General features: G+C 51.8%; 23 protein-coding genes, 3 tRNA genes and 2 pseudogenes. 8 read left to right on the forward strand and 20 right to left on the reverse strand.

Going from position 1 to position 17,261, the window contains the following annotated elements; all coding sequences use genetic code 11:
• The first annotated feature begins 5 nt into the window (after positions 1–5).
• The 4 genes and pseudogenes from DESAC_RS08415 (at position 6) to DESAC_RS08430 (ending at position 3,536) form a co-directional block, all read left to right on the forward strand.
• The gene (locus DESAC_RS08415) at positions 6–461 is read left to right on the forward strand and encodes a cyclic nucleotide-binding domain-containing protein (RefSeq protein ID WP_013706647.1); all 456 of its coding nucleotides are present in this window, start codon (positions 6–8) and stop codon (positions 459–461) included.
• Positions 451–1,324: pseudogene (locus DESAC_RS08420) on the forward strand (FAD/NAD(P)-binding protein). The gene DESAC_RS08415 and the pseudogene DESAC_RS08420 overlap by 11 nt, the downstream one beginning before the upstream one ends.
• A 165-nt stretch (positions 1,325–1,489) precedes the next feature.
• Positions 1,490–2,260, forward strand: a complete 771-nt coding sequence (locus tag DESAC_RS08425; protein WP_013706648.1) for an NADH-quinone oxidoreductase subunit B family protein — start codon at positions 1,490–1,492, stop codon at positions 2,258–2,260.
• A complete protein-coding gene (locus tag DESAC_RS08430; protein ID WP_013706649.1) occupies positions 2,253–3,536 on the forward strand; it encodes a Ni/Fe hydrogenase subunit alpha in 1,284 nt (427 codons plus the stop codon). Before DESAC_RS08425 ends, DESAC_RS08430 begins: the two co-directional genes overlap by 8 nt.
• A 65-nt stretch (positions 3,537–3,601) precedes the next feature.
• Here DESAC_RS08430 and DESAC_RS08435 read toward each other — a convergent pair whose 3' ends face one another.
• Together DESAC_RS08435 and DESAC_RS08440 are read right to left on the reverse strand one after the other, a co-directional pair.
• Positions 3,602–4,378, reverse strand: a complete 777-nt coding sequence (locus DESAC_RS08435) for a hypothetical protein (RefSeq protein ID WP_148231212.1) — start codon at positions 4,376–4,378, stop codon at positions 3,602–3,604.
• A 157-nt stretch (positions 4,379–4,535) separates the two neighbouring features.
• Positions 4,536–4,994: an NUDIX hydrolase gene (locus DESAC_RS08440; RefSeq protein ID WP_013706651.1), complete on the reverse strand. Its 459-nt coding sequence runs from the start codon at positions 4,992–4,994 to the stop codon at positions 4,536–4,538.
• Positions 4,995–5,013: 19 nt separating this feature from the next.
• Here DESAC_RS08440 and DESAC_RS17000 point away from each other — a divergent pair, with 19 nt between their 5' ends.
• Both DESAC_RS17000 and DESAC_RS08450 read left to right on the forward strand, forming a co-directional pair.
• Positions 5,014–5,280 carry a transposase gene (locus DESAC_RS17000; protein ID WP_373419363.1) on the forward strand — a complete coding sequence of 89 codons (267 nt, stop codon included), beginning with the start codon at positions 5,014–5,016 and terminating at the stop codon, positions 5,278–5,280.
• A gap of 216 nt (positions 5,281–5,496) precedes the next feature.
• Positions 5,497–5,572 (forward strand) — tRNA-Lys (locus tag DESAC_RS08450).
• Between the two features lie 15 nt (positions 5,573–5,587).
• On the opposite strand, the gene DESAC_RS16280 is transcribed toward DESAC_RS08450, so the two are convergent.
• The 15 genes and pseudogenes from DESAC_RS16280 to DESAC_RS08510 form a co-directional block, all read right to left on the reverse strand.
• Complete coding sequence (locus tag DESAC_RS16280) at positions 5,588–5,734, reverse strand: hypothetical protein (RefSeq protein ID WP_013706652.1); 147 nt, start codon at positions 5,732–5,734, stop codon at positions 5,588–5,590.
• On the reverse strand, positions 5,731–5,973 hold the full coding sequence (locus DESAC_RS08455; RefSeq protein ID WP_013706653.1) for a hypothetical protein: 243 nt from the start codon (positions 5,971–5,973) through the stop codon (positions 5,731–5,733). Before DESAC_RS08455 ends, DESAC_RS16280 begins: the two co-directional genes overlap by 4 nt.
• 42 nt (positions 5,974–6,015) lie before the next feature.
• Positions 6,016–6,330, reverse strand: coding sequence for a restriction endonuclease subunit S domain-containing protein (locus tag DESAC_RS15785; RefSeq protein WP_174261963.1), 315 nt, complete (start codon positions 6,328–6,330; stop codon positions 6,016–6,018).
• A gap of 5 nt (positions 6,331–6,335) precedes the next feature.
• Positions 6,336–6,593, reverse strand: a complete 258-nt coding sequence (locus DESAC_RS08460; RefSeq protein ID WP_013706654.1) for a type II toxin-antitoxin system RelE family toxin — start codon at positions 6,591–6,593, stop codon at positions 6,336–6,338.
• On the reverse strand, positions 6,590–6,844 hold the full coding sequence (locus DESAC_RS08465; protein ID WP_013706655.1) for a type II toxin-antitoxin system Phd/YefM family antitoxin: 255 nt from the start codon (positions 6,842–6,844) through the stop codon (positions 6,590–6,592). Before DESAC_RS08465 ends, DESAC_RS08460 begins: the two co-directional genes overlap by 4 nt.
• A 149-nt stretch (positions 6,845–6,993) precedes the next feature.
• Entirely contained in the window at positions 6,994–7,140 is a 147-nt protein-coding gene (locus tag DESAC_RS16780; protein WP_218915665.1) for a hypothetical protein, read from the reverse strand.
• Positions 7,125–7,436, reverse strand: a complete 312-nt coding sequence (locus tag DESAC_RS16785) for a PAS domain S-box protein (protein ID WP_218915666.1) — start codon at positions 7,434–7,436, stop codon at positions 7,125–7,127. Before DESAC_RS16785 ends, DESAC_RS16780 begins: the two co-directional genes overlap by 16 nt.
• 80 nt (positions 7,437–7,516) lie before the next feature.
• Positions 7,517–8,695, reverse strand: coding sequence for an FprA family A-type flavoprotein (locus DESAC_RS08475; protein ID WP_013706656.1), 1,179 nt, complete (start codon positions 8,693–8,695; stop codon positions 7,517–7,519).
• 139 nt (positions 8,696–8,834) lie between these two features.
• A pseudogene (locus DESAC_RS08480) lies at positions 8,835–9,080 on the reverse strand (HPP family protein); the annotation flags it as partial.
• 21 nt (positions 9,081–9,101) lie between these two features.
• A complete protein-coding gene (locus DESAC_RS08485; RefSeq protein WP_013706657.1) occupies positions 9,102–9,470 on the reverse strand; it encodes a DUF488 domain-containing protein in 369 nt (122 codons plus the stop codon).
• 76 nt (positions 9,471–9,546) lie between these two features.
• On the reverse strand, positions 9,547–9,741 hold the full coding sequence (locus tag DESAC_RS08490) for a ferredoxin (protein WP_013706658.1): 195 nt from the start codon (positions 9,739–9,741) through the stop codon (positions 9,547–9,549).
• A gap of 52 nt (positions 9,742–9,793) precedes the next feature.
• Positions 9,794–10,111, reverse strand: coding sequence for a cupin domain-containing protein (locus tag DESAC_RS08495; protein WP_013706659.1), 318 nt, complete (start codon positions 10,109–10,111; stop codon positions 9,794–9,796).
• Positions 10,098–10,775 (reverse strand): TetR/AcrR family transcriptional regulator, encoded by a 678-nt coding sequence (locus DESAC_RS08500; protein WP_013706660.1) that lies wholly within the window; start codon positions 10,773–10,775, stop codon positions 10,098–10,100. Before DESAC_RS08500 ends, DESAC_RS08495 begins: the two co-directional genes overlap by 14 nt.
• Positions 10,776–11,390: 615 nt before the next feature.
• Positions 11,391–11,468 (reverse strand) — tRNA-Glu (locus DESAC_RS08505).
• A gap of 11 nt (positions 11,469–11,479) precedes the next feature.
• A tRNA-Lys gene (locus tag DESAC_RS08510) sits at positions 11,480–11,555 on the reverse strand.
• Between the two features lie 458 nt (positions 11,556–12,013).
• Between DESAC_RS08510 and DESAC_RS08515 the strand changes: the two genes are divergently transcribed.
• The gene (locus DESAC_RS08515) at positions 12,014–12,664 is read left to right on the forward strand and encodes a superoxide dismutase (protein WP_013706661.1); all 651 of its coding nucleotides are present in this window, start codon (positions 12,014–12,016) and stop codon (positions 12,662–12,664) included.
• A 4-nt stretch (positions 12,665–12,668) separates the two neighbouring features.
• Here DESAC_RS08515 and DESAC_RS08520 read toward each other — a convergent pair whose 3' ends face one another.
• The 3 genes from DESAC_RS08520 to DESAC_RS08530 all read right to left on the reverse strand — a co-directional run bounded on the left by DESAC_RS08520 (position 12,669) and on the right by DESAC_RS08530 (position 14,160).
• Positions 12,669–12,857, reverse strand: coding sequence for a hypothetical protein (locus DESAC_RS08520; protein WP_013706662.1), 189 nt, complete (start codon positions 12,855–12,857; stop codon positions 12,669–12,671).
• 20 nt (positions 12,858–12,877) lie between these two features.
• Positions 12,878–13,315, reverse strand: a complete 438-nt coding sequence (locus DESAC_RS08525) for a hypothetical protein (RefSeq protein WP_013706663.1) — start codon at positions 13,313–13,315, stop codon at positions 12,878–12,880.
• Between the two features lie 197 nt (positions 13,316–13,512).
• Positions 13,513–14,160, reverse strand: a complete 648-nt coding sequence (locus DESAC_RS08530; RefSeq protein ID WP_013706664.1) for a L,D-transpeptidase family protein — start codon at positions 14,158–14,160, stop codon at positions 13,513–13,515.
• A gap of 724 nt (positions 14,161–14,884) precedes the next feature.
• Between DESAC_RS08530 and DESAC_RS08535 the strand changes: the two genes are divergently transcribed.
• Positions 14,885–17,251 carry a hypothetical protein gene (locus DESAC_RS08535; protein ID WP_218915667.1) on the forward strand — a complete coding sequence of 789 codons (2,367 nt, stop codon included), beginning with the start codon at positions 14,885–14,887 and terminating at the stop codon, positions 17,249–17,251.
• Positions 17,252–17,261: the final 10 nt, after the last annotated feature.

Genomic DNA, 17,261 nt, shown 5'->3' on the forward strand with positions numbered 1-17,261 from the left:
TGTCCATGGAAAACCTGGAATCAATTCTGGCGTCCCATCCCTTCCTGGCCAGTCTTACCGGGCAGCAGATCCAGTTACTGGCCGGCTGCGCAACTTTGGCAACCTATCGGGCCAATGAGGTAATCTTCACTGAGGGGGAAAAGGCCGAACGACTATTTCTGTTGCGCTTCGGACGGGTGGCAGTGGAGGTGCATCGTCCTCGCCGCGGTCCTCGAACCATTTACACCCTGGGCGAGGGAGATCTGTTAGGTGCATTGGGGGCGGAGGCGGTGGAAGAATGGTTCTTCGATGCCCGAACCCAGGAGGTTACCCGCGCCATCGTTTTCCAGGTCGACTGTCTGAGGAAGCTATTCGCGGAGCATCCAGACCTGGGTTATGAACTGTTGAGACGCTTTGTCCAGGTTCAGGCCAAAAAAATAAAACTATTGAAACTGCAACTGGTGGATTTTTATGGCTCCTAACATGCACGGGGTGACAGCCCAGCGAGAAACGGCCAGAGAATATCCCATGCTGCCCCGGCCCTTTCAGGTGGTCGGTCGCCGGCAGGAGTTGCCTGATACCTTTACCCTGTATTTACAGCCCCAGGACGGAGCGCCGGTATTTCAGTTCCAACCTGGGCAGTTTAACATGCTCTACCATCCGGGTGCCGGTGAATCGCCCATTTCTATCAGCGGCGATCCCGCTAAACCCGAAAAAATGGTGCATACCATCCGCGCCGTGGGGAACGTTACCCGCTCGCTGCAGAAATTGCGGACCGGCGATTGTTTGGGGTTGCGAGGTCCGTTTGGCACTCCCTGGCCGGTAGAGGCGGCCACCGGTCTCGATCTGGTCATCCTGGCTGGCGGTCTCGGCCTGGCGCCCCTGCGTCCGGTTATCTACCATGTCCTGACGCACCGTGAGGACTACGGCAATGTCGAACTCATCTACGGTGCCCGTTCGCCCCAGGACCTCCTCTATCGCAGCGAACTGGAGCGCTGGCGGGGGCGGTTCGACCTGCGGGTGCATGTCACCGTCGACAGCGCTGATCAGCGATGGCGCGGGCACGTGGGGGTCGTAACCAATCTCATCGGCCGCGCCAACTTCGATCCGCAGAGCACCGCCGCCCTGATCTGCGGCCCGGGCATTATGATGCGCTTCTGCGTACAGGAACTGATTCGCCGAGGATTGGCCCCCCCGCAATATCTATGTTTCCCTGGAGCGCAATATGCAATGCGGTCTGGGTCTTTGCGGCCATTGTCAGCTTGGCCCTTTTTTTGTCTGTAAAGACGGTCCGGTCTTCTCCTACGACCGTATCGGCAGGTGGTTTGAACTGCGGGAAGTGTAGGCCGTTCCTTATTTGACAAGGCCTTTGGCGGTATCCTGGGCTTTTTGGCCCAGGCGGAAAAGATTCTTGCTTGATTTTTTCTTCTTTCCTTGAGGGGGAAGTTTCGGGGTGAGAGGAGAAAAAGCCACTCCATTCCACATAAGCTCTCATTGCTGCGAGGACGCCATGAGCTCCCTGCTAAAACTCGCCGTCTGGAAATTTGCTTCCTGTGACGGCTGTCAATTAAGTCTACTGAATTTAGAAGACTACCTCCTGGACATCGTGGGCCGGGTGCAGATCGCCTATTTCCTGGAGGCAAGCCGCGACGTCGCTCCTGGTCCGTACGATCTGTCGCTGGTGGAAGGCTCTATCACCACACCGGAAGATGCCCATCGCATCAAGCAGGTGCGCCGCCGCTCCAAACTGGTAGTTACCATCGGCGCCTGCGCTACTGCCGGGGGCATCCAGGCTCTACGCAATTTCACTGATGTAAAGGACTATATTGCAGCGGTCTATGCCCGGCCGGAATATATCAAAACCTTGGAGCAGTCTACCCCTATTGCCGAACACATCAAGGTGGATTACCAGCTTCCCGGCTGCCCGATCAACAAAAACCAACTTTTGGAGTTAATCCAAGCCCTGCTGCAGGGCCGCACCCCGCGGTTCGCCGATGAGTCTGTCTGTGTGGCCTGTAAACTGCGGGGCAATGCCTGTGTCATGGTGGCCGATGGCGTGCCCTGCCTCGGGCCGGTGACCCACGCCGGCTGTGGTGCCCTCTGTCCCAGCTATCATCGGGGTTGCTATGGTTGCTACGGTCCCAAGGAGACGGCGAACACCGCCGCCCTCAGTGTCCGCTTTCGCCAGTTGGGCCTGTCGGAAGCCGACATTGTCCGTCTTTTTCGGACCTTCACCGCCTATGCCGAACCATTCCGTCAGGAGAGCCAGGCCCATGAATAAAACGATCAGAGTTGCCAATCTTGCCCGGGTGGAAGGTGAGGGGGCTTTAAAACTCAAGATTAAGGACGGTCGCGTCACCGAGGCCAAGTTTAGCATTTTCGAGGCCCCCCGCTTTTTTGAGGGCTTTTTGCGGGGGCGCCGAGGTGACGAGGCACCAGATCTCACCGCCCGCATCTGCGGCATCTGCCCCGTGGCCTATCAGATGAGCTCGACCCACGCTTTGGAGGGCATCCTAGGTCTCAGCGTTGACGGCCAGCTAAGGGAACTGCGCCGCCTGCTTTACTGCGGGGAGTGGATCGAGAGTCACGCCCTGCACGTCTATTTTCTCCATGCGCCTGATTTCTTAGGCTATTCCAGTGCCATTGCCCTGGCCCAGGATTATCCCGAGATCGTCAAAGAAGGTCTGGCCCTCAAGAAGGCCGGTAACGACCTCGTCGCCCTCCTCGGCGGTCGGGAGATTCACCCAGTGAACGTTCGGGTGGGCGGCTTTTATCGAACCCCGCGGGTTCAAGAGCTGCGGGCCTTGGCTGATCAGCTTCAGGCAGCCCTAAAGATAGCCCTGAAAACAGTGCGTTGGGTCGCCGGTTTTGACTTCCCGGACGCCGCCGCCGATTATGAATTTGTCGCCCTGAGACATCCGGAGGAATATCCGCTCTGTCAAGGCCGCCTGGTCTCCAGTCGGGGACTGGATATCAGCGCCTTTGAATACGAGGATCATTTCGCCGAAGAACACGTCCGGCACAGCACTGCCCTGCAGTCCCACCGGATAGGAGCGGGGCGTTACCTGGTCGGCCCCATGGCCCGCTTTAACCTGAACTTTGACCGGCTGACGCCTCTGGCCCAGGCCGTCGCCCGAGAAGTAGGCCTGACCCCGGACTGCCGTAATCCTTTTCAGAGTATCATTGTCCGCAGCGTTGAGCTGGTCTTTGCCTGCGAAGAAGCCCTGCGGATTATTCAGAGCTACGAACGTCCCGACCGGCCGTGTTTAACCGCTCCCTGGCGGGCCGGTCGGGGTTGCGCCATCAGCGAGGCCCCTCGGGGCAGCCTCTACCACCGCTACACCCTTGATGAGCAGGGCGTCATCCTCAACGCCCGTCTCGTTCCACCCACCTCCCAGAACCAGAAGTCAGTCGAGGACGACCTCAGCCGGGTAGCAGAAGCCAATCTGCACCTCGACGATGACCGGCTCACCCTGATCCTGGAACAGGCCATCCGCAATTACGATCCTTGCATCTCCTGCTCCACCCACTGTCTGCATTTTCAGATTGAACGTTAAGAGGGCCAATAGTTTTGATATCGGCAGTCAGCCAGGCAACTAATTTTTTTCGATCTGTTCTTATCTTACTTACCTGTATTTGTTTTTGCTTTGTTTTTGTTAATTAAGGTGGCCACATTTTCGAGAGCGCCTGTCGCCAGCCGCTCAGCATAACCGGCAGCTATTGAAATAGAAAGAACAAGGGCGCCTTCATGCTCCAAATTTACCTGGAATATGCCAGCCTGTAAGCCGAGATAGACTACCAAAGCGCCAACCCCGCCCCACAAGGGACGTATCAAGGTGACATACCAGGTAAGCAGTTGATCTATAATGCGAGCGCTGGCGCTCTTTTGGGTGGTAGAGAGAAAAGAAAAGATGGTTCCTCCCAGAGCTCCAAAGAGGAAAACAAGCAGAAGCATATTAATACTTGCGTGTTGTTCTATTTTACCTAAAGGAAGGCGGCTATTGGGAAATCCAAAAAGTATAAGAAAAAATATTGCCAATAGGACAACTGTAAAGTAAAAGAACCAACAAAATATTTGCCGTTTTATTAGATCATTTGTAAAGTATCGGTTATCAAAATGTTCGTCCAGGATTTTCCTAGCCTCGGCAAGATTCTCCATTTTTACCGGATGAGTAATTAGTTCGCTGACTGTTTTTTTACGCCAGGAGGATAATTTCTCCTCTGCTTCATTATGAAGACTCCTTGCTTCTGCCTCTAATTGATTTTGATCTAAAGCTTTAAGTCCCAACCGATATGCTGATTTAAAGAAATGATACCCTTCATTGATGGTTAGGGCTTCTTCTGCCATTTTGAGGAGGTTTTCCCAGGATGTTCTCGTATCTTCATCTGTTTTCATCATTATATTGGTGAATTCTTCTCTGTATGACTGAATTGAGGAATTCAACCGCTGTAGACGCAGCCTAAATCTCATAAACCATTTCATCTTATACCTTTTGTGAACAACGGTTCTCCGCTGAACTTTGATATTATCATTGCCATACAGCTTCCTCGAGAGTTCATTTAACCAGCCCTTTTATAACATAAGCTGAGTTTTGGACGAGCAAATCACGCTCCTTGGGATAGGTAAGTCTACGAATGGCTTCCTCAACCGAGAGCCATTCACAGCGTCCTACCTCTTCGGATTCTCTAAAATGAGAATCACCTTTCGGAACCATATGCCAAAATAATACTACTTTGGGAATATGGTTATGCTTGTAACAGACGCATCCGGCAAACTCAATTATTTCGGTCTCAAAGCCGGTTTCTTCCTTAGCCTCCCTCTGGGCGGCTGTCTGGATGCTTTCATCAGCTAAACTGACTTTTCCTTTAGGTAAGGTCCAATCCTGATACCTATTCCGAAACACCACGGCAATCTGCCTTTGCCCCTTATCCTCTCGCCACAACAGGCCGCCGGCAGCAAAAATTATCTTAGAGTCTTTGAGGATTTTTTGGAGAGTACTTTTCGACTCGTTCATACGATATATGTCCTTTGCAATGTATTGGGCTACAGGTTACCCTATCTATGGGCCCATAGTTCTGGGCGCCAGGCTTTTCTTCGTGGTCATTCTCCAATATCTCTATGATCTTTCGGATCGGGAGGTGGAGGAGCAGATTACCTTTAATAGGGCTTTCAAGTGGTTCTCGGGATTGAGCGCTGGAGAATTTTCTCCGGATCATACCACCCTGTGCCGGTTTCGTCAACGTTCGGGGGATGAGGGGGCAGGGCCATTTCCGAGTAATGCTCAATTGAGGGATAGGTAGAATACTGCCCTTGCCACTTCAAAGTTACCTTTTCCTCTGCTAACCTCTGGTTTATTCTGCCATCCAAATCAGGGATAAGTTTTCCCAAAGCCCTCCTCCATTCATTTTTGCTCCCAAAAGTTCACTCCTTCACGACTTTGAAATTAGCCTGCCATTATTCTTGACAAGCCCAAGCTGGGCTGATAAAAATAACGATGATCAACAGAGAGTGAGCAGGGGCCGTTAGCTCAATTGGTAGAGCAACTGACTCTTAATCAGTAGGTTCGGGGTTCGATCCCCTGACGGCCCACCAGGAAATTCAAGGGGGTTAGCGATTTTCGTTGGCCCCTTTTTCTTTTAGGGTTCTCTCAGGGTTCACCACCATAAAGCGCCGGTTTAATCGGCCTAAAGTGCGCTTATCCAGCTTCGCCAGATCCTTTTTGGCATCCTGACTCAAGACCAGGGAGAATTTCACAGCCCCAGTTCCTTTTTGACCTCTTCCCACGGGGTGAAATAGGAACTGTCGCCTGTCGCCAGAGCTCGGCGTCCGGACTCCAGGGCCTCGGCTTCTTTGGCTGAAAGCGGCTCGGTGTCCATCTGTTCCGGCAATCGGACAAAAAAGCGGTCCAAAATATCCGCCAAGAGCTCACCGTCCGGCCCCCGGAGCACTGCCTCAAATTTACCGATTAAAACCTCTCGACTGCCCGGCGCCATCGTTTTCCTTCCTCTGTCCCCCGGATAACGGGGGGTGAATAGTTACAATAGTTTTTGTTCTGTCGTTATTAAATATCGTTCACTTGAAGTAACGTCTGAAATCCTAACCCAGGAATATTCCCCTTCTTCATCAAAATAAATTGGATCATCAATAGGTCGGGGAGATGCCCCTCTTTTGACATTGGAAATTCGTTTGATCTTCTTATAGTCCCAATTCTCAGGCACATAGCCTAACCATTCGACTCCCGAGTCTCTGTAAGCTGGGTAAGGCCGCCATTTGCCTGGAAATCTGGTTTCCGGCTGTGGCCTGGCGCTCAGGCTTTGTCCGCCTGTGTTTCTTTCCGGTGCCCCGGTCATCTGCCTCACCGATACACCTCCCGCCGATGCCCGATGCGCACCACCAGGATGAGCAGCACCCGGTCATGAATTTCGTAAACGATGCGATAGTCGCCGCTGCGCACCCGGTAGCGGTTATCGCTGCCCGCCAGCTTTTCCACCCCCGGGGGCCGGGGATTGGCGGCCAGGGCGTCAATCTTCCGGGCGATCTTCAGCCGCCAGGGGTTCTCCACCCTGGCCAGGTCTCGCAGGGCGGCGGGGCGCAATTCAACCCGGTAGGTCATTCAGGCAGGCCCAGCTCTTTCTTCGCCTGCTCCCAGGGGACTGAGTCGCCCGGCTCCGCCAGGGCCGCCGCCGCCGCTTCGTTGTCGAGCTTGTCCTCTAGGGCCTGCAGGAGGAGCAGGTCGTCCATGGAGACCAAGGCGGCCACGTCTTTCCCACGCCGGTTGAGGATGACCCGTTCCTTGGCGTAGGCCACCTGGTTCAAAATGTCCGACAGCCCTTTCCGGACTGCCGTGGCGTTCATTCGTTTCATGGTATTTGCCCTCATATGTACCTTTTGTACATTATGCGATATTTGCCGCCCGGCGTCAAGCGGCCTGCAAGTCACCGGCCATATAACGCAACATCTCCATGATTTCAAATTATTTAATAATATTAAATAAAATTATTTTAATACTTAATCTACCGCCTAAACTGAGCCTCCAAATCAGTCAGGCGACGCTGCAGAGCCCGGTCTTTTTTCCACCTTGCCGTAACATCCCGGATGATGGCAGCTACTCCCAAGATTTTGTATTGATTATCCCGAATGACGATCAGGGTGAATTCCACTGATATCTTGGTGCCATCCTTTTTATCGCCGGTACGGCAAGGAGTTCAGCGGCATATTTGCTCCGCTCAGATTGCATGACTTGTCGGTAGCCCTGATCGTGACGTTCCTGTAAGTTTTCCGGGATGATGAGGTGCAGGGATTGGCCCAGTGCTTCCGCCGGGCTAAAACCAAAGACCATTTCGGCCCCTTTGTTCCAGAGGCGGATGATTCCCTCCCGATCCGCCATGATGATGGCATCGTGCGCCTCTTTGACGATCTGATGACACAGCTGTGCTTCTTCCAGGATTTCTCTCAAAGTATCGCCCTCAAGGTTCAGAACACTGATGCCGCCATTGGCGTTTTTTCAGATTGCCTCAGCACCTGGCCAATTCACTTCTAAGTATAATTGTGTTCCTTATGTTTGGCGGCGATAGCCGCGGCCAGATCATCAAGAGCTTTGCAATCAGCTTCTGAGGGCAAGCCTTTACACAATACCGGATTCAAGACTTCGACCTTAAGATTGGGGATCATGCCGGCCAGGATCTCCACGGTCCTCCCGCCCCAGCCGTAGGAGCCGATGATGGACAGAAACTTTGCCTTTGGCCGCAAGGCATTGGCCAGGAGGGTAGCGTAAGCCGCCAATGGGTGCGGGCCGGCCAAAACCGTGGGCACGCCCACGACAATAGTCGCGGCATCGACTAAAGCCATGGCGAGTTTCCCGGTATCAGTGACTGCCAGATTGAATAATTCGACCCGAATTCCCCGGTCCACCAGGGCCGAGACCAGATGTTCCACCATTATTTTGGTGCTGCCGTGCATGGAGACATAGGGCAGGACCACCAGATTGTGCGGCGGACTTGTGGCCCAGTCCTGGTAGGCCTCCATGATCCAGGCGGGTTGGTCGAAAATTTGCCCATGACTGGGGGCGATCATCTGGATATCGTAGGGCTTGAGTTTTTCGAGATTGTTGGCGATGACGCTCCGAAAGGGCATCATGATCTCGGCAAAGTAGCGTTTGGCGGCCTCGTAGACGCGCCCCTGATCGGTGGCGAACAGATCGCTGCTGGCGATATGGGAGCCGAAGAAATCGCAGCTAAACAGGATTCGATCTTCCTCCAGGTAGGCTACCATGGTCTCCGGCCAATGCACCCAGGGAGTATAGATGAACTTCAAGGTTTTGTCGCCCAGGGACAGGGTCTCGCCATCTGCCACGGTGATAAAGGCGGCCTCGGGGATTCTTAAGAAATCCATGAGCATGGGCTTGGCCTTGGCGGAGCAGACCACCTTGGCCTGAGGATATTTTTCCAGAACTTGGGGAATGGTGCCGGAATGGTCCTGCTCGGCGTGGAGCGAGACGACAAAGTCGATCTTGGCAATCCCATCCAGTTGCCTCATTAAGGTCTCGGCCATTGCCGGATCAACGGTGTCCAGCAATGCAGTTTTTTCACGGCCGGCAATCAGGTAGGCATTATACGACGTGCCGTCCGGCAAGGGAATCAGGGAATCAAACAGGCGCCGATCCCAATCAACGGCACCCAGCCAATACACTCCTTCGGCAACTTTTCTCGCTTGCATTTTTTCCCTCCGCAATAACCACCGGGTTCTCCCCGGTCGCCGTCAGTTGGTCCAGACAAAACGTCTGGCATGATAAATCTAAGGGAAAGATAACGATTTCCCCTGTCTGAGCGATATCAGGTCAACAGCCCGAGCCCCGTTAGAGCCAAAATTCCGGGTAACGACGGGTCTGAGCCAGGTTGTTGATGAGCAAGGCAATGAGCAACATAATCAGGGCGCCGCTGGCAACCGGCATGAGGACATAGAGGTAGCCCAATTGCTGGATTTTCGGGCCGCTGATGACCGCAATCAAGGCGGTGGCCCCACCGGGAGGATGCAGGGTTTTGGTAGCATGCATTACGGCAATGCTGAGAGAAACGGCTAGGGCCGCGGCCAGCCAAGCCCAGGGACCGCAGAGTTCTGGCCCCTACCCGCCAGGTTGTATCACCTCCTCGACAACTTCCTTGAGGACTACGGCGTTGTTGCGGTTCTGGTCGTGGGCCGCATAGAGGAGCGTAATCTGCTGATTTCTGGCTTTGCGGGCCAATTCCTGGACCAGGAGCGCCTTGTCGGCTGCCCCGAGTTCGGCCCGGTACCGCTCCTGAAAAACCAGCCAGCGGCTGCAGTCGTGGGCGAACCAGCGGCGGAGCTCGTCGCTGGGCGCCAGGTCCTTCAGCCAGCCGCTCAGGCGAACGGCGTCTTTCCGCACCCCCCGGGGCCAGAGACGGTCCACCAGCAAACGCTCGCCGTCAGTCTCCTCGGGGGGCTCATACACCCGTTTGAGCTGAATGGCCATCACAGTATCCTCATACAGCCTAAGAAGAAAATGTCTTTACGTTCCCTCCAGGTTCTCGAACACGCACCTGAAAGTTTTACTCCTCCCAGCGAATGCAGGAGACCGGACAGGTATCTATGGCCTCCTGAATGAGCTCTTCGGGGCCCCCTTCGGGCTTAATGACCTCTGCCTTGTCGTCTCCTTCCTTCATCTGAAAAACCTCGGGACAGATTTCCACGCAGGAAGCGCAACCGATGCATTCTTCCTCGTCGAGATGCACTGTCTTGCTCATGCTTTTCTCCTTAAATCGTATTGTTCTCTTTTATCGGCCTCGTTCCTGACGATTAGATAGGCGGCGCAATGGTGACCAGCAGCCGAACGTTGGTGGTTGCCCGAAAGCCGTGGGGCGCAGCAATGTCCGAAATGACCACGTCTCCTTGCTGGCCGGGGAAAGAGGTTCCGTCTTTGCCCAGGAATTCTCCGTTGCCTTCCAAAATCACTAAGCTTAATTGACCATCGATGTCGTGAGAATGCACTGGCAGCTCCTGTCCGGCTTTAAAATTGAAATTGATAATTTTAAAGTACGGTGAATCGTGCACCAGGAGCTTTTTCAGACCCTTATCGCCAAAATCATTGGCCTCAAACAGATTAATCTTTTTCATAGCTGTTCTCCTTTGGTAGCATTGCATAAGCAACCGTACTTTCCCCAGTTTTACCAGGGTTGGCATATGTTGGTGACAATATTCCGCCGAGAAAAATATTCCAGGCCCTGTCTATGTGGTTTGGCAAATTATACTCCCCCTCACTCAGGTGCCAGAGTATGGCCGCGGGTTGAATCATCCCGAGAAAAGCCACTGCCACGGAGTCTGCTTCCAGGCCAGCCCGGATAACGCCTTCCTTCTGTCCCTGACGCACTATCTCGGCCACGGCCCTGAGATAGGTTTCAATAATCGCCTGAATCCGGGTCTTTCTTGTCGGGGGGCCGCTCATTACGTCTTCCGAAAAGACGAGGCGGAGTATCCCGTGGTTTTCACTAATCAACTGCATATGCAGCTCTAATAATCTTCGCAGCCGCTCCAACGGCTCCGATGTTTTCTCTATAACCCTCTTGACGTTGGCCAGCAGATTTTCCCGGAAAAGATCGAGGATGGCCTCGATCACTTGGTCTTTGTTCCTGAAATGCCGATAGATGGCCGAAGGCACCAGACCAACCCGGTGGGCAATCCTGGCAATGCTCAATCCTTTCAGACCGTGGCTGGCAACCAGGCTTAAGGCTGCCTGAATAATCTGCTGGGTCCTGACTTCAGTCCCTAATTTTTGAGCCACCAAATCCCCTTATTGTGAATCTATATTCACAATTTAAACATTGGCGTACACCAGTCAACCTCCCTTTTCATATTATTTTGAAAATTTTGACTCAGGGATGTCCGGTTAGAAACGTGCAATAGGGTATAAAAAACCTCATGAAATATTTTTCGGGAATTGCATTTTCTGCTTGGCAAACCAGATGTGAACATCTGAACGAATTCGTATTATCCTATAAATACATTAAGTTACGAAATTGCGGCACACTAGCGATGCTTCGGGCAGCAAAAAAGCCCCCTTCCCTAGAAAAATTATGGCAGCCAGTCGAGCGTTTCGATGATGCCATGCCTCCTTTAAAGGCGCGAGGCGATAGACCCTTAAAATTGACTTTCGAACATCAACACCCAGGCGCGCAGTTTAGAAGCGCTTATGCCCCATATCAAGGAAGTCATTGAGTTGTCCCGGCAAGTCTCCGGCCCAGGGATTTTTTTTGCCTTGAGATTCTCACCGGCAGGGTCGGAAGATTGACTTGAGAAAATTGGACAGTTTTGGTTGTTTCTGGAATTGTCTGACGGGGATACTGGTGGGGAAAACTTAAAAAGGGTTAGCTGATTTTACTAACCCCTTGATTATCTATGGCGTCCCCAACCGGATTTGAACCGGTGTTGCCGGCGTGAAAGGCCGGTGTCCTGGACCAGGCTAGACGATGGGGACGCAATGCAACGTGGTGGGCCGTGTTGGACTCGAACCAACGACTCTCTGCTTAAAAGGCAGATACTCTACCGTCTGAGTTAACGGCCCACAATAATCAAATATATATAAACCTCGGCCCTTTTTTTGTCAAGCTATTGGCCGGGCTATTTTTAATAAAAACTGCAGAGGCGGTGATCCGTCTTCGCGATTCAGAAAAACAGGCGGCGACGGACAGAGCGCTAGATAACCAACGGCTCATCCGGCTAAAGCCTACTTTGTTTCGTGAAGAACCAGGATATAAACACTATCTCTGATCCTCCAATCATTCTTTCTCTTGTCCAGTGACGGGGAATTATTGGAGGAGGCGCCGTTCCACTTTTCTCGTATGCCTTTTGGGTAAATCATGATATATAATAACGTTGTTAGAATCGGGGGGGGAATCGGCGGTTACTGATATTAAACTCCCAATAGCCCGCCGGCCGTTTTCTAATAGTAATCTGCTGATTCCCAAGTTGATTCTGGCGGTAAAGTGAGTACCGGTAAATTCAGAAGAAAGGAGTTTGATAATGCCCATTACCATGAAGTCTGTCTTGGCCTTTTTGACGATCCTAACACTTTTTGTTGTTACAACCGCGGCGGCTGCCCCAGTCACCTATCAGGCCAAAGATTTTAGCCGCTTAAGGGGTATGAAGGGGTTTAGTGACCAGGCCCTGGAACTGCATTTCGTCCTCTATCAGGGTTATGTGAAAAACACTAACGCCATGCTTGAAACCTTGGCGCAAATCGCCTCCAGCACGCCGGCCTATGCTGAAATGAAGCGGCGTCTGGGTTGGGAGTACAACGGCATGCGCCTCCATGAACTCTACTTCGGCAATCTGGGGGGAGACGGCAAGATTCCTCCGGATAGCAAGATCGCCAAGCGTTTGACCGAGCAGTTTGGCAGCCTGGAGAGCTGGGCCAACGACTTCAAAGCTACCGGCGCCATGCGGGGCATCGGTTGGGTGGTGCTGTATGAAGACCAGGCCAGCGGCCGTTTAATCAATACCTGGATCAATGAACATGATCTCGGCCACCTGGCTGGGGGCCAGCCCCTCCTGGTCATGGATGTCTTTGAGCATGCCTTTATTCCGGACTACGGTTTAAAAAAAGGCGATTATATTGAAGCCTTTTTTCAAAATATTGATTGGAAAGCCGTGGATGCGAGGTTGGGTAAGTAGTCTGTTATAAACAGGCGGGCCGGTCTTGATTGATTCTGTCAGGTAGATTATACCCGCAAAAATAATAGGGCAGGAGGCAGGACGCTTCCTGATAGACTAGATAACTGCAGCGGAAACAGCAGTCCGGAAGTTCGTCGGCGCACGAGCAAGGCAGACCCTGCAGACCGGCCCGGAAATCTTCGAGATTAATCATCACTAACGCTCCTCATGGATTCAGGGCGTTGTCTTAGCCGTTTGTATCGGTGTCATGAGATTGTCCCACCCCAACCGTTGGCCTCCCACCAGGCCATGACTTACCAGCGCCGTGAGGTGCCACTGCGGCTGTCCATCGCTTTTGTACAGACGCTTCAGTTGGGCCTCAAAAACTGTCAGCTTTTTTTCTCGGTCCGCAGGGTTGGTCAGCAGTACATAAGCCTCGGCGACATCACCGGTTTTCCCATGGGGGAAATGCAGACCGTAAAAATCTATCACCTTGGCGAAAGAAGGATTCCAGTGGTCGATCGTGTGCTGCACCGCCTCACTGCTCAATTCCTGGTTTTCCCTGGAAGGTGCCTGACAGCCTGCTGCCAGCAATGCCAACAGGACAACCACTTCTACCACCAGGCATGACTGATAAAAGCCTCTGAAGTGGAAACGCCGCCTTTTATTCATAGTATACCGGATTTATGGTGCAGGGACGGCTGCGAACCATTCCTTCCAAGGACATTCGCAATCCCCAAGAAAAGTTGATGTGTTACGGGAAACGTAACCCCGTCTGGCAGCTTGCCGACCATTAGACAGAATAACATTCCTGCCCAAGTCCTCCTATCGGCTTGTAGCTGCCGACGGATTGAGCCGGATTATTTCCCTTACTTGCGCTGGATCACCACCAGGGACCCGTCTTCAATCAGGGGATAGATTTCATCCAGGTGTTTATTTCTCAGGGAAACGCACCCGAGGGTCCAATTTTCCCCGGTAAGATTTTTCAGGTCGTCCTCGGTCCCATGAATACCGATTTCGCCCCCGATATCAGCAGTTATGGGAATTTTGCCGCGTTTTTTGGCCTCGGCGAATTTCAGCCAGTTTTTCGTTGTGGGATAATTCAACAGAATAAATTTGTTCCATTTGGCATGAGGAAATTTGCATACCACTTTATAGATACCTTCCGGGGTGCACATATCCCCCTGGCGCAGTTTGTCGTTGCGCGGGTTGCGCCCCAATACTACCGGGTAGGTCTTCAGGGGCGTCGTTCCCCGAAAAACCGTCAGTTTCCGGGATTCTTTATGTACCAGCAAAACCGTCGGCTTCTTACCTCTTTTCCGGTAATGGTTTTCCTGCAGAACCTCTTTGACTACTCTCTGATCGGCCCGATATCTCGGATCAATGTTTTCCTCTTCTTCAATATCCGCTTCCATCTCCTCCGGAGGCACCGCCGTTACAAGCGGCTTCTGGGAACTGCACCCTCCCATTACGAACAGCAGCGCCGCCACCCCCAAAAATAACCAGATTCTTCTCATACCCCCTCCTAAACTCTTAACGATTGAATGAATAATTCTGTAAGCAACACCAGCCCTTGTTCTCCCCCCAAGGTGCTCGTGCCAGAAGAGCAGATCGGAACCGCTCATTCGACCTAACTCATATAACTCAGATTATCAAGAGGTTGGGTTATTCTATAAGAGTATTAGTCTGTTAAGCCCTTGTAGCATAAATTCCGGCATTTGACAAGTTATTTTTCCGCTCCAGACCAAAGGGCAGATCTTTAGAACTGGCGTCGGAGCATTCTAGAAGGCGGGAGGCGCTCCGTTCCCTCCCTGCAACTTTACAACTCTGAGGCTTGAGCTGTTGCTGTTGCCTTTCCTCTTCGCAGATATTTCTTGACAAATATCTTTGCAGTTATAAAATTAACTTCAAGTAGTAATTAATATCTACCTTCATTATTTCACCCTCCTGTTCCCGGGGAGGGAGCTGTTCCTGCATCTGCCGAACCGATCTGCAGGAATGATATTCGTAGAATTTTTCTTACCTCTCAGTTGACGTCACCTCACACCCAGGGCGCGGGTGGCATTATGGATTGGCTTCCGGCTCATTTGCCCAAGAATTCCTTGGCCAGTCTTTCCTGTCAAAAACCGATTGATCCGCCTAAGTACGTTTTTTATCTCTGTCACTCCATCGTTAAAGCAGTACATATCTTCTCTTTATTATCCAATACATAGACATCTGACGGATGTTCAAGGTGCGAGTATGTCTGGCGGGAAACTGAGTGAATCGTGGCGATCGGCGCTGACCAGGCTTGCTTCCGGCTGGAGGGGAAAAATGGAGCTGCTCTCTAAACTGGCGCATGTAGCGTTTCTGTTCTTCCTAACTATCTTATTTTTATACATTATCTTTAAATTAGGACTGAGCGCCTACCGGGTCTTTTCCCCCGCCCAACAAATCGACCTGGAATATACCGACAGCGCCAAGACCGACCTCAAGGAAGAACTGCGCACCCGCTGGCGAAAATGTCTACAACCCATCAGGCTGGAGAGGTTCCAGGAGATTCCCCTTGCCCTGCCGGAGTTGCCCTATATCTTTAAGCCTGCGAAAAAAGACGTCTTTCAGGACATAAATCTCAAGATTCACGATGTGGATTTTTCCTCGCTATATCAGAAATTCAGCAGTGTCTTCCTGCCTTCCGGCTATAGGGTCATTATCAGAAAGAGCGTCAAAGACGGCAAGGTCGAACATCTGGATATGAGCCTGGAGTATGGGACGGAAGTTCTCAAATCCTGGCATTTGCCTAGACATCTTATCTGCGAAGACTGGGAGATAAAGCTGCAGGAAAAGAAAAAGGAGGACTTTAAAGCTGTCCTCGGGGAGGCGGCCGGCAATGGGACGGCCCAATTGCTGCGGGATGACGAAGATTTCCTGATCAATCACGCCTTCTACGAACTTTATTTCTACCTGTATTTTGACCCGGACAATAAAGATCATAAATTCAAAAGGGGCGATAAAGAAGAGCATCACCAGTTTCCCAGCGGCGCCGCCCTCTGCGCCTATTACACCGGCATCCGGCATCTCAATAACTACCAGCAGTATGGCAATCAGGCCGAGTTAAATCAAGCCCTCAGATTTTTCCAGATTTTCCTGGCGGAATATCCTGGCTGCTGGCATGGCGCCCTCCTGTATGGCATGGCGCTGGCCGAAAACCGGGATGAACCGGGGGCGGTGGCGGCGTATGGGAAGGTCATAGAGCAGTTAGGAAGAGAGATAGAGGAAAATGCAAAAGAAATTTCGGCATTAAATAAAGTTACTGTACCTTCCAATGATCAAATTGTTGGAAAGCAGAAAAGAGAAGAGGAAAATAGGAATTTAACTCTCGTTAAACTACAGGCGCAACTTTGGCAGGCGATGGCCTTGAGAAGACACTATGGTTGGAAGACTACACATAAGGCAATAAGTGATCTAAATGGATTTATTACAGGGATTGATAAACCAGAAAATGCGCTAATAGGTGAGGTCAATAAAAATAAATTAAAGGTGTATGCCTATATAGAACTAGCCAGCGCCTATATTGATTATCTCTATATCTTCTTTCCCAACCGGCTGGAAGATATGCTAATGGCTTTGACGGATATATCGGCCCCTTCTCAAGTGAAAATAAGTGGTGTAATCAAGAATTGCATTGAACAGAGTGTTCAAGGCTTAAAAGAGGGTAGACCTGATCTGATTCATTGGCTCCAGGTAAATATTGTAATTGGAAGGATTTATCACCAATATTCCGACAACATTTCCGAGGCTCTGAAAGTTAAAGCAGGTATACAGGGGGAAGCTTCGGAAGAACGGGAAAAAATTAACCTGGACTGCCGCCTGAACAATGCCGCGGGTTGCGCCTGGTTTCTCCGAGCCAATTGGGAGGAGTTGGGACGGCAGGCATATCGGGGTGATTGTCAAACAGCCTTAAACTACTTGAACCAGGTCCAGCTTGACGACCCCCAGCATTACACCACGTTGCTGAACCTGGGTATGATTTATATGGACCCCTGGTTTGACCCCTGTGGTGAGACGCTGGCCATCGCCCATGATTATATCTGGCGGGTGACGCTTTTAAAGCCCAACGACCCCTTCGGTTTCGAGCAGTTGGCCTATGTCTATCGGAAACAGGCGGAGGTCAACGGCGCCGGTCCGGATATGTCCGGCATCATTGACCAGGGCATTGCAGCCGCCAAGAAAGCTTTGGCCCTGCGGCCCCAGTCAGGAGACGCCTTCCTCACTCTGGCGGAATTGTACGTGATGAAGTTTCTTCTTTTAGGCAAAACTGCGGATGGAAGTGAAATAGAAAGCAATATTATCAACTACCTGAACCAAGCGACGGTTTTGGAGAGTTTGAATCCGCGGCTGCATTGGACCAAGTTTGTCTGGAAAACCGCCAAATTAAAGCGGGCGGCCGATGCAGCGAAGCTCAAGGATATACAAAAAGAAATTAAGGAGCAGGCTGATAAGTTGGCAGCCCCTAAAACCCCCCAGTTTCGGCATTACCGGGAGAAGCTTCTGGCCCTGGCCGAGAGGATTAAGCCGGATCAGCCCGAAGAGAGTCAGGTTTTTACCGCATCGGTGGCATCGTTTTAAACTTAAAAGG

The sequence above is a fragment of the Desulfobacca acetoxidans DSM 11109 genome, assembly GCF_000195295.1.
Lineage (GTDB): Bacteria > Desulfobacterota > Desulfobaccia > Desulfobaccales > Desulfobaccaceae > Desulfobacca > Desulfobacca acetoxidans.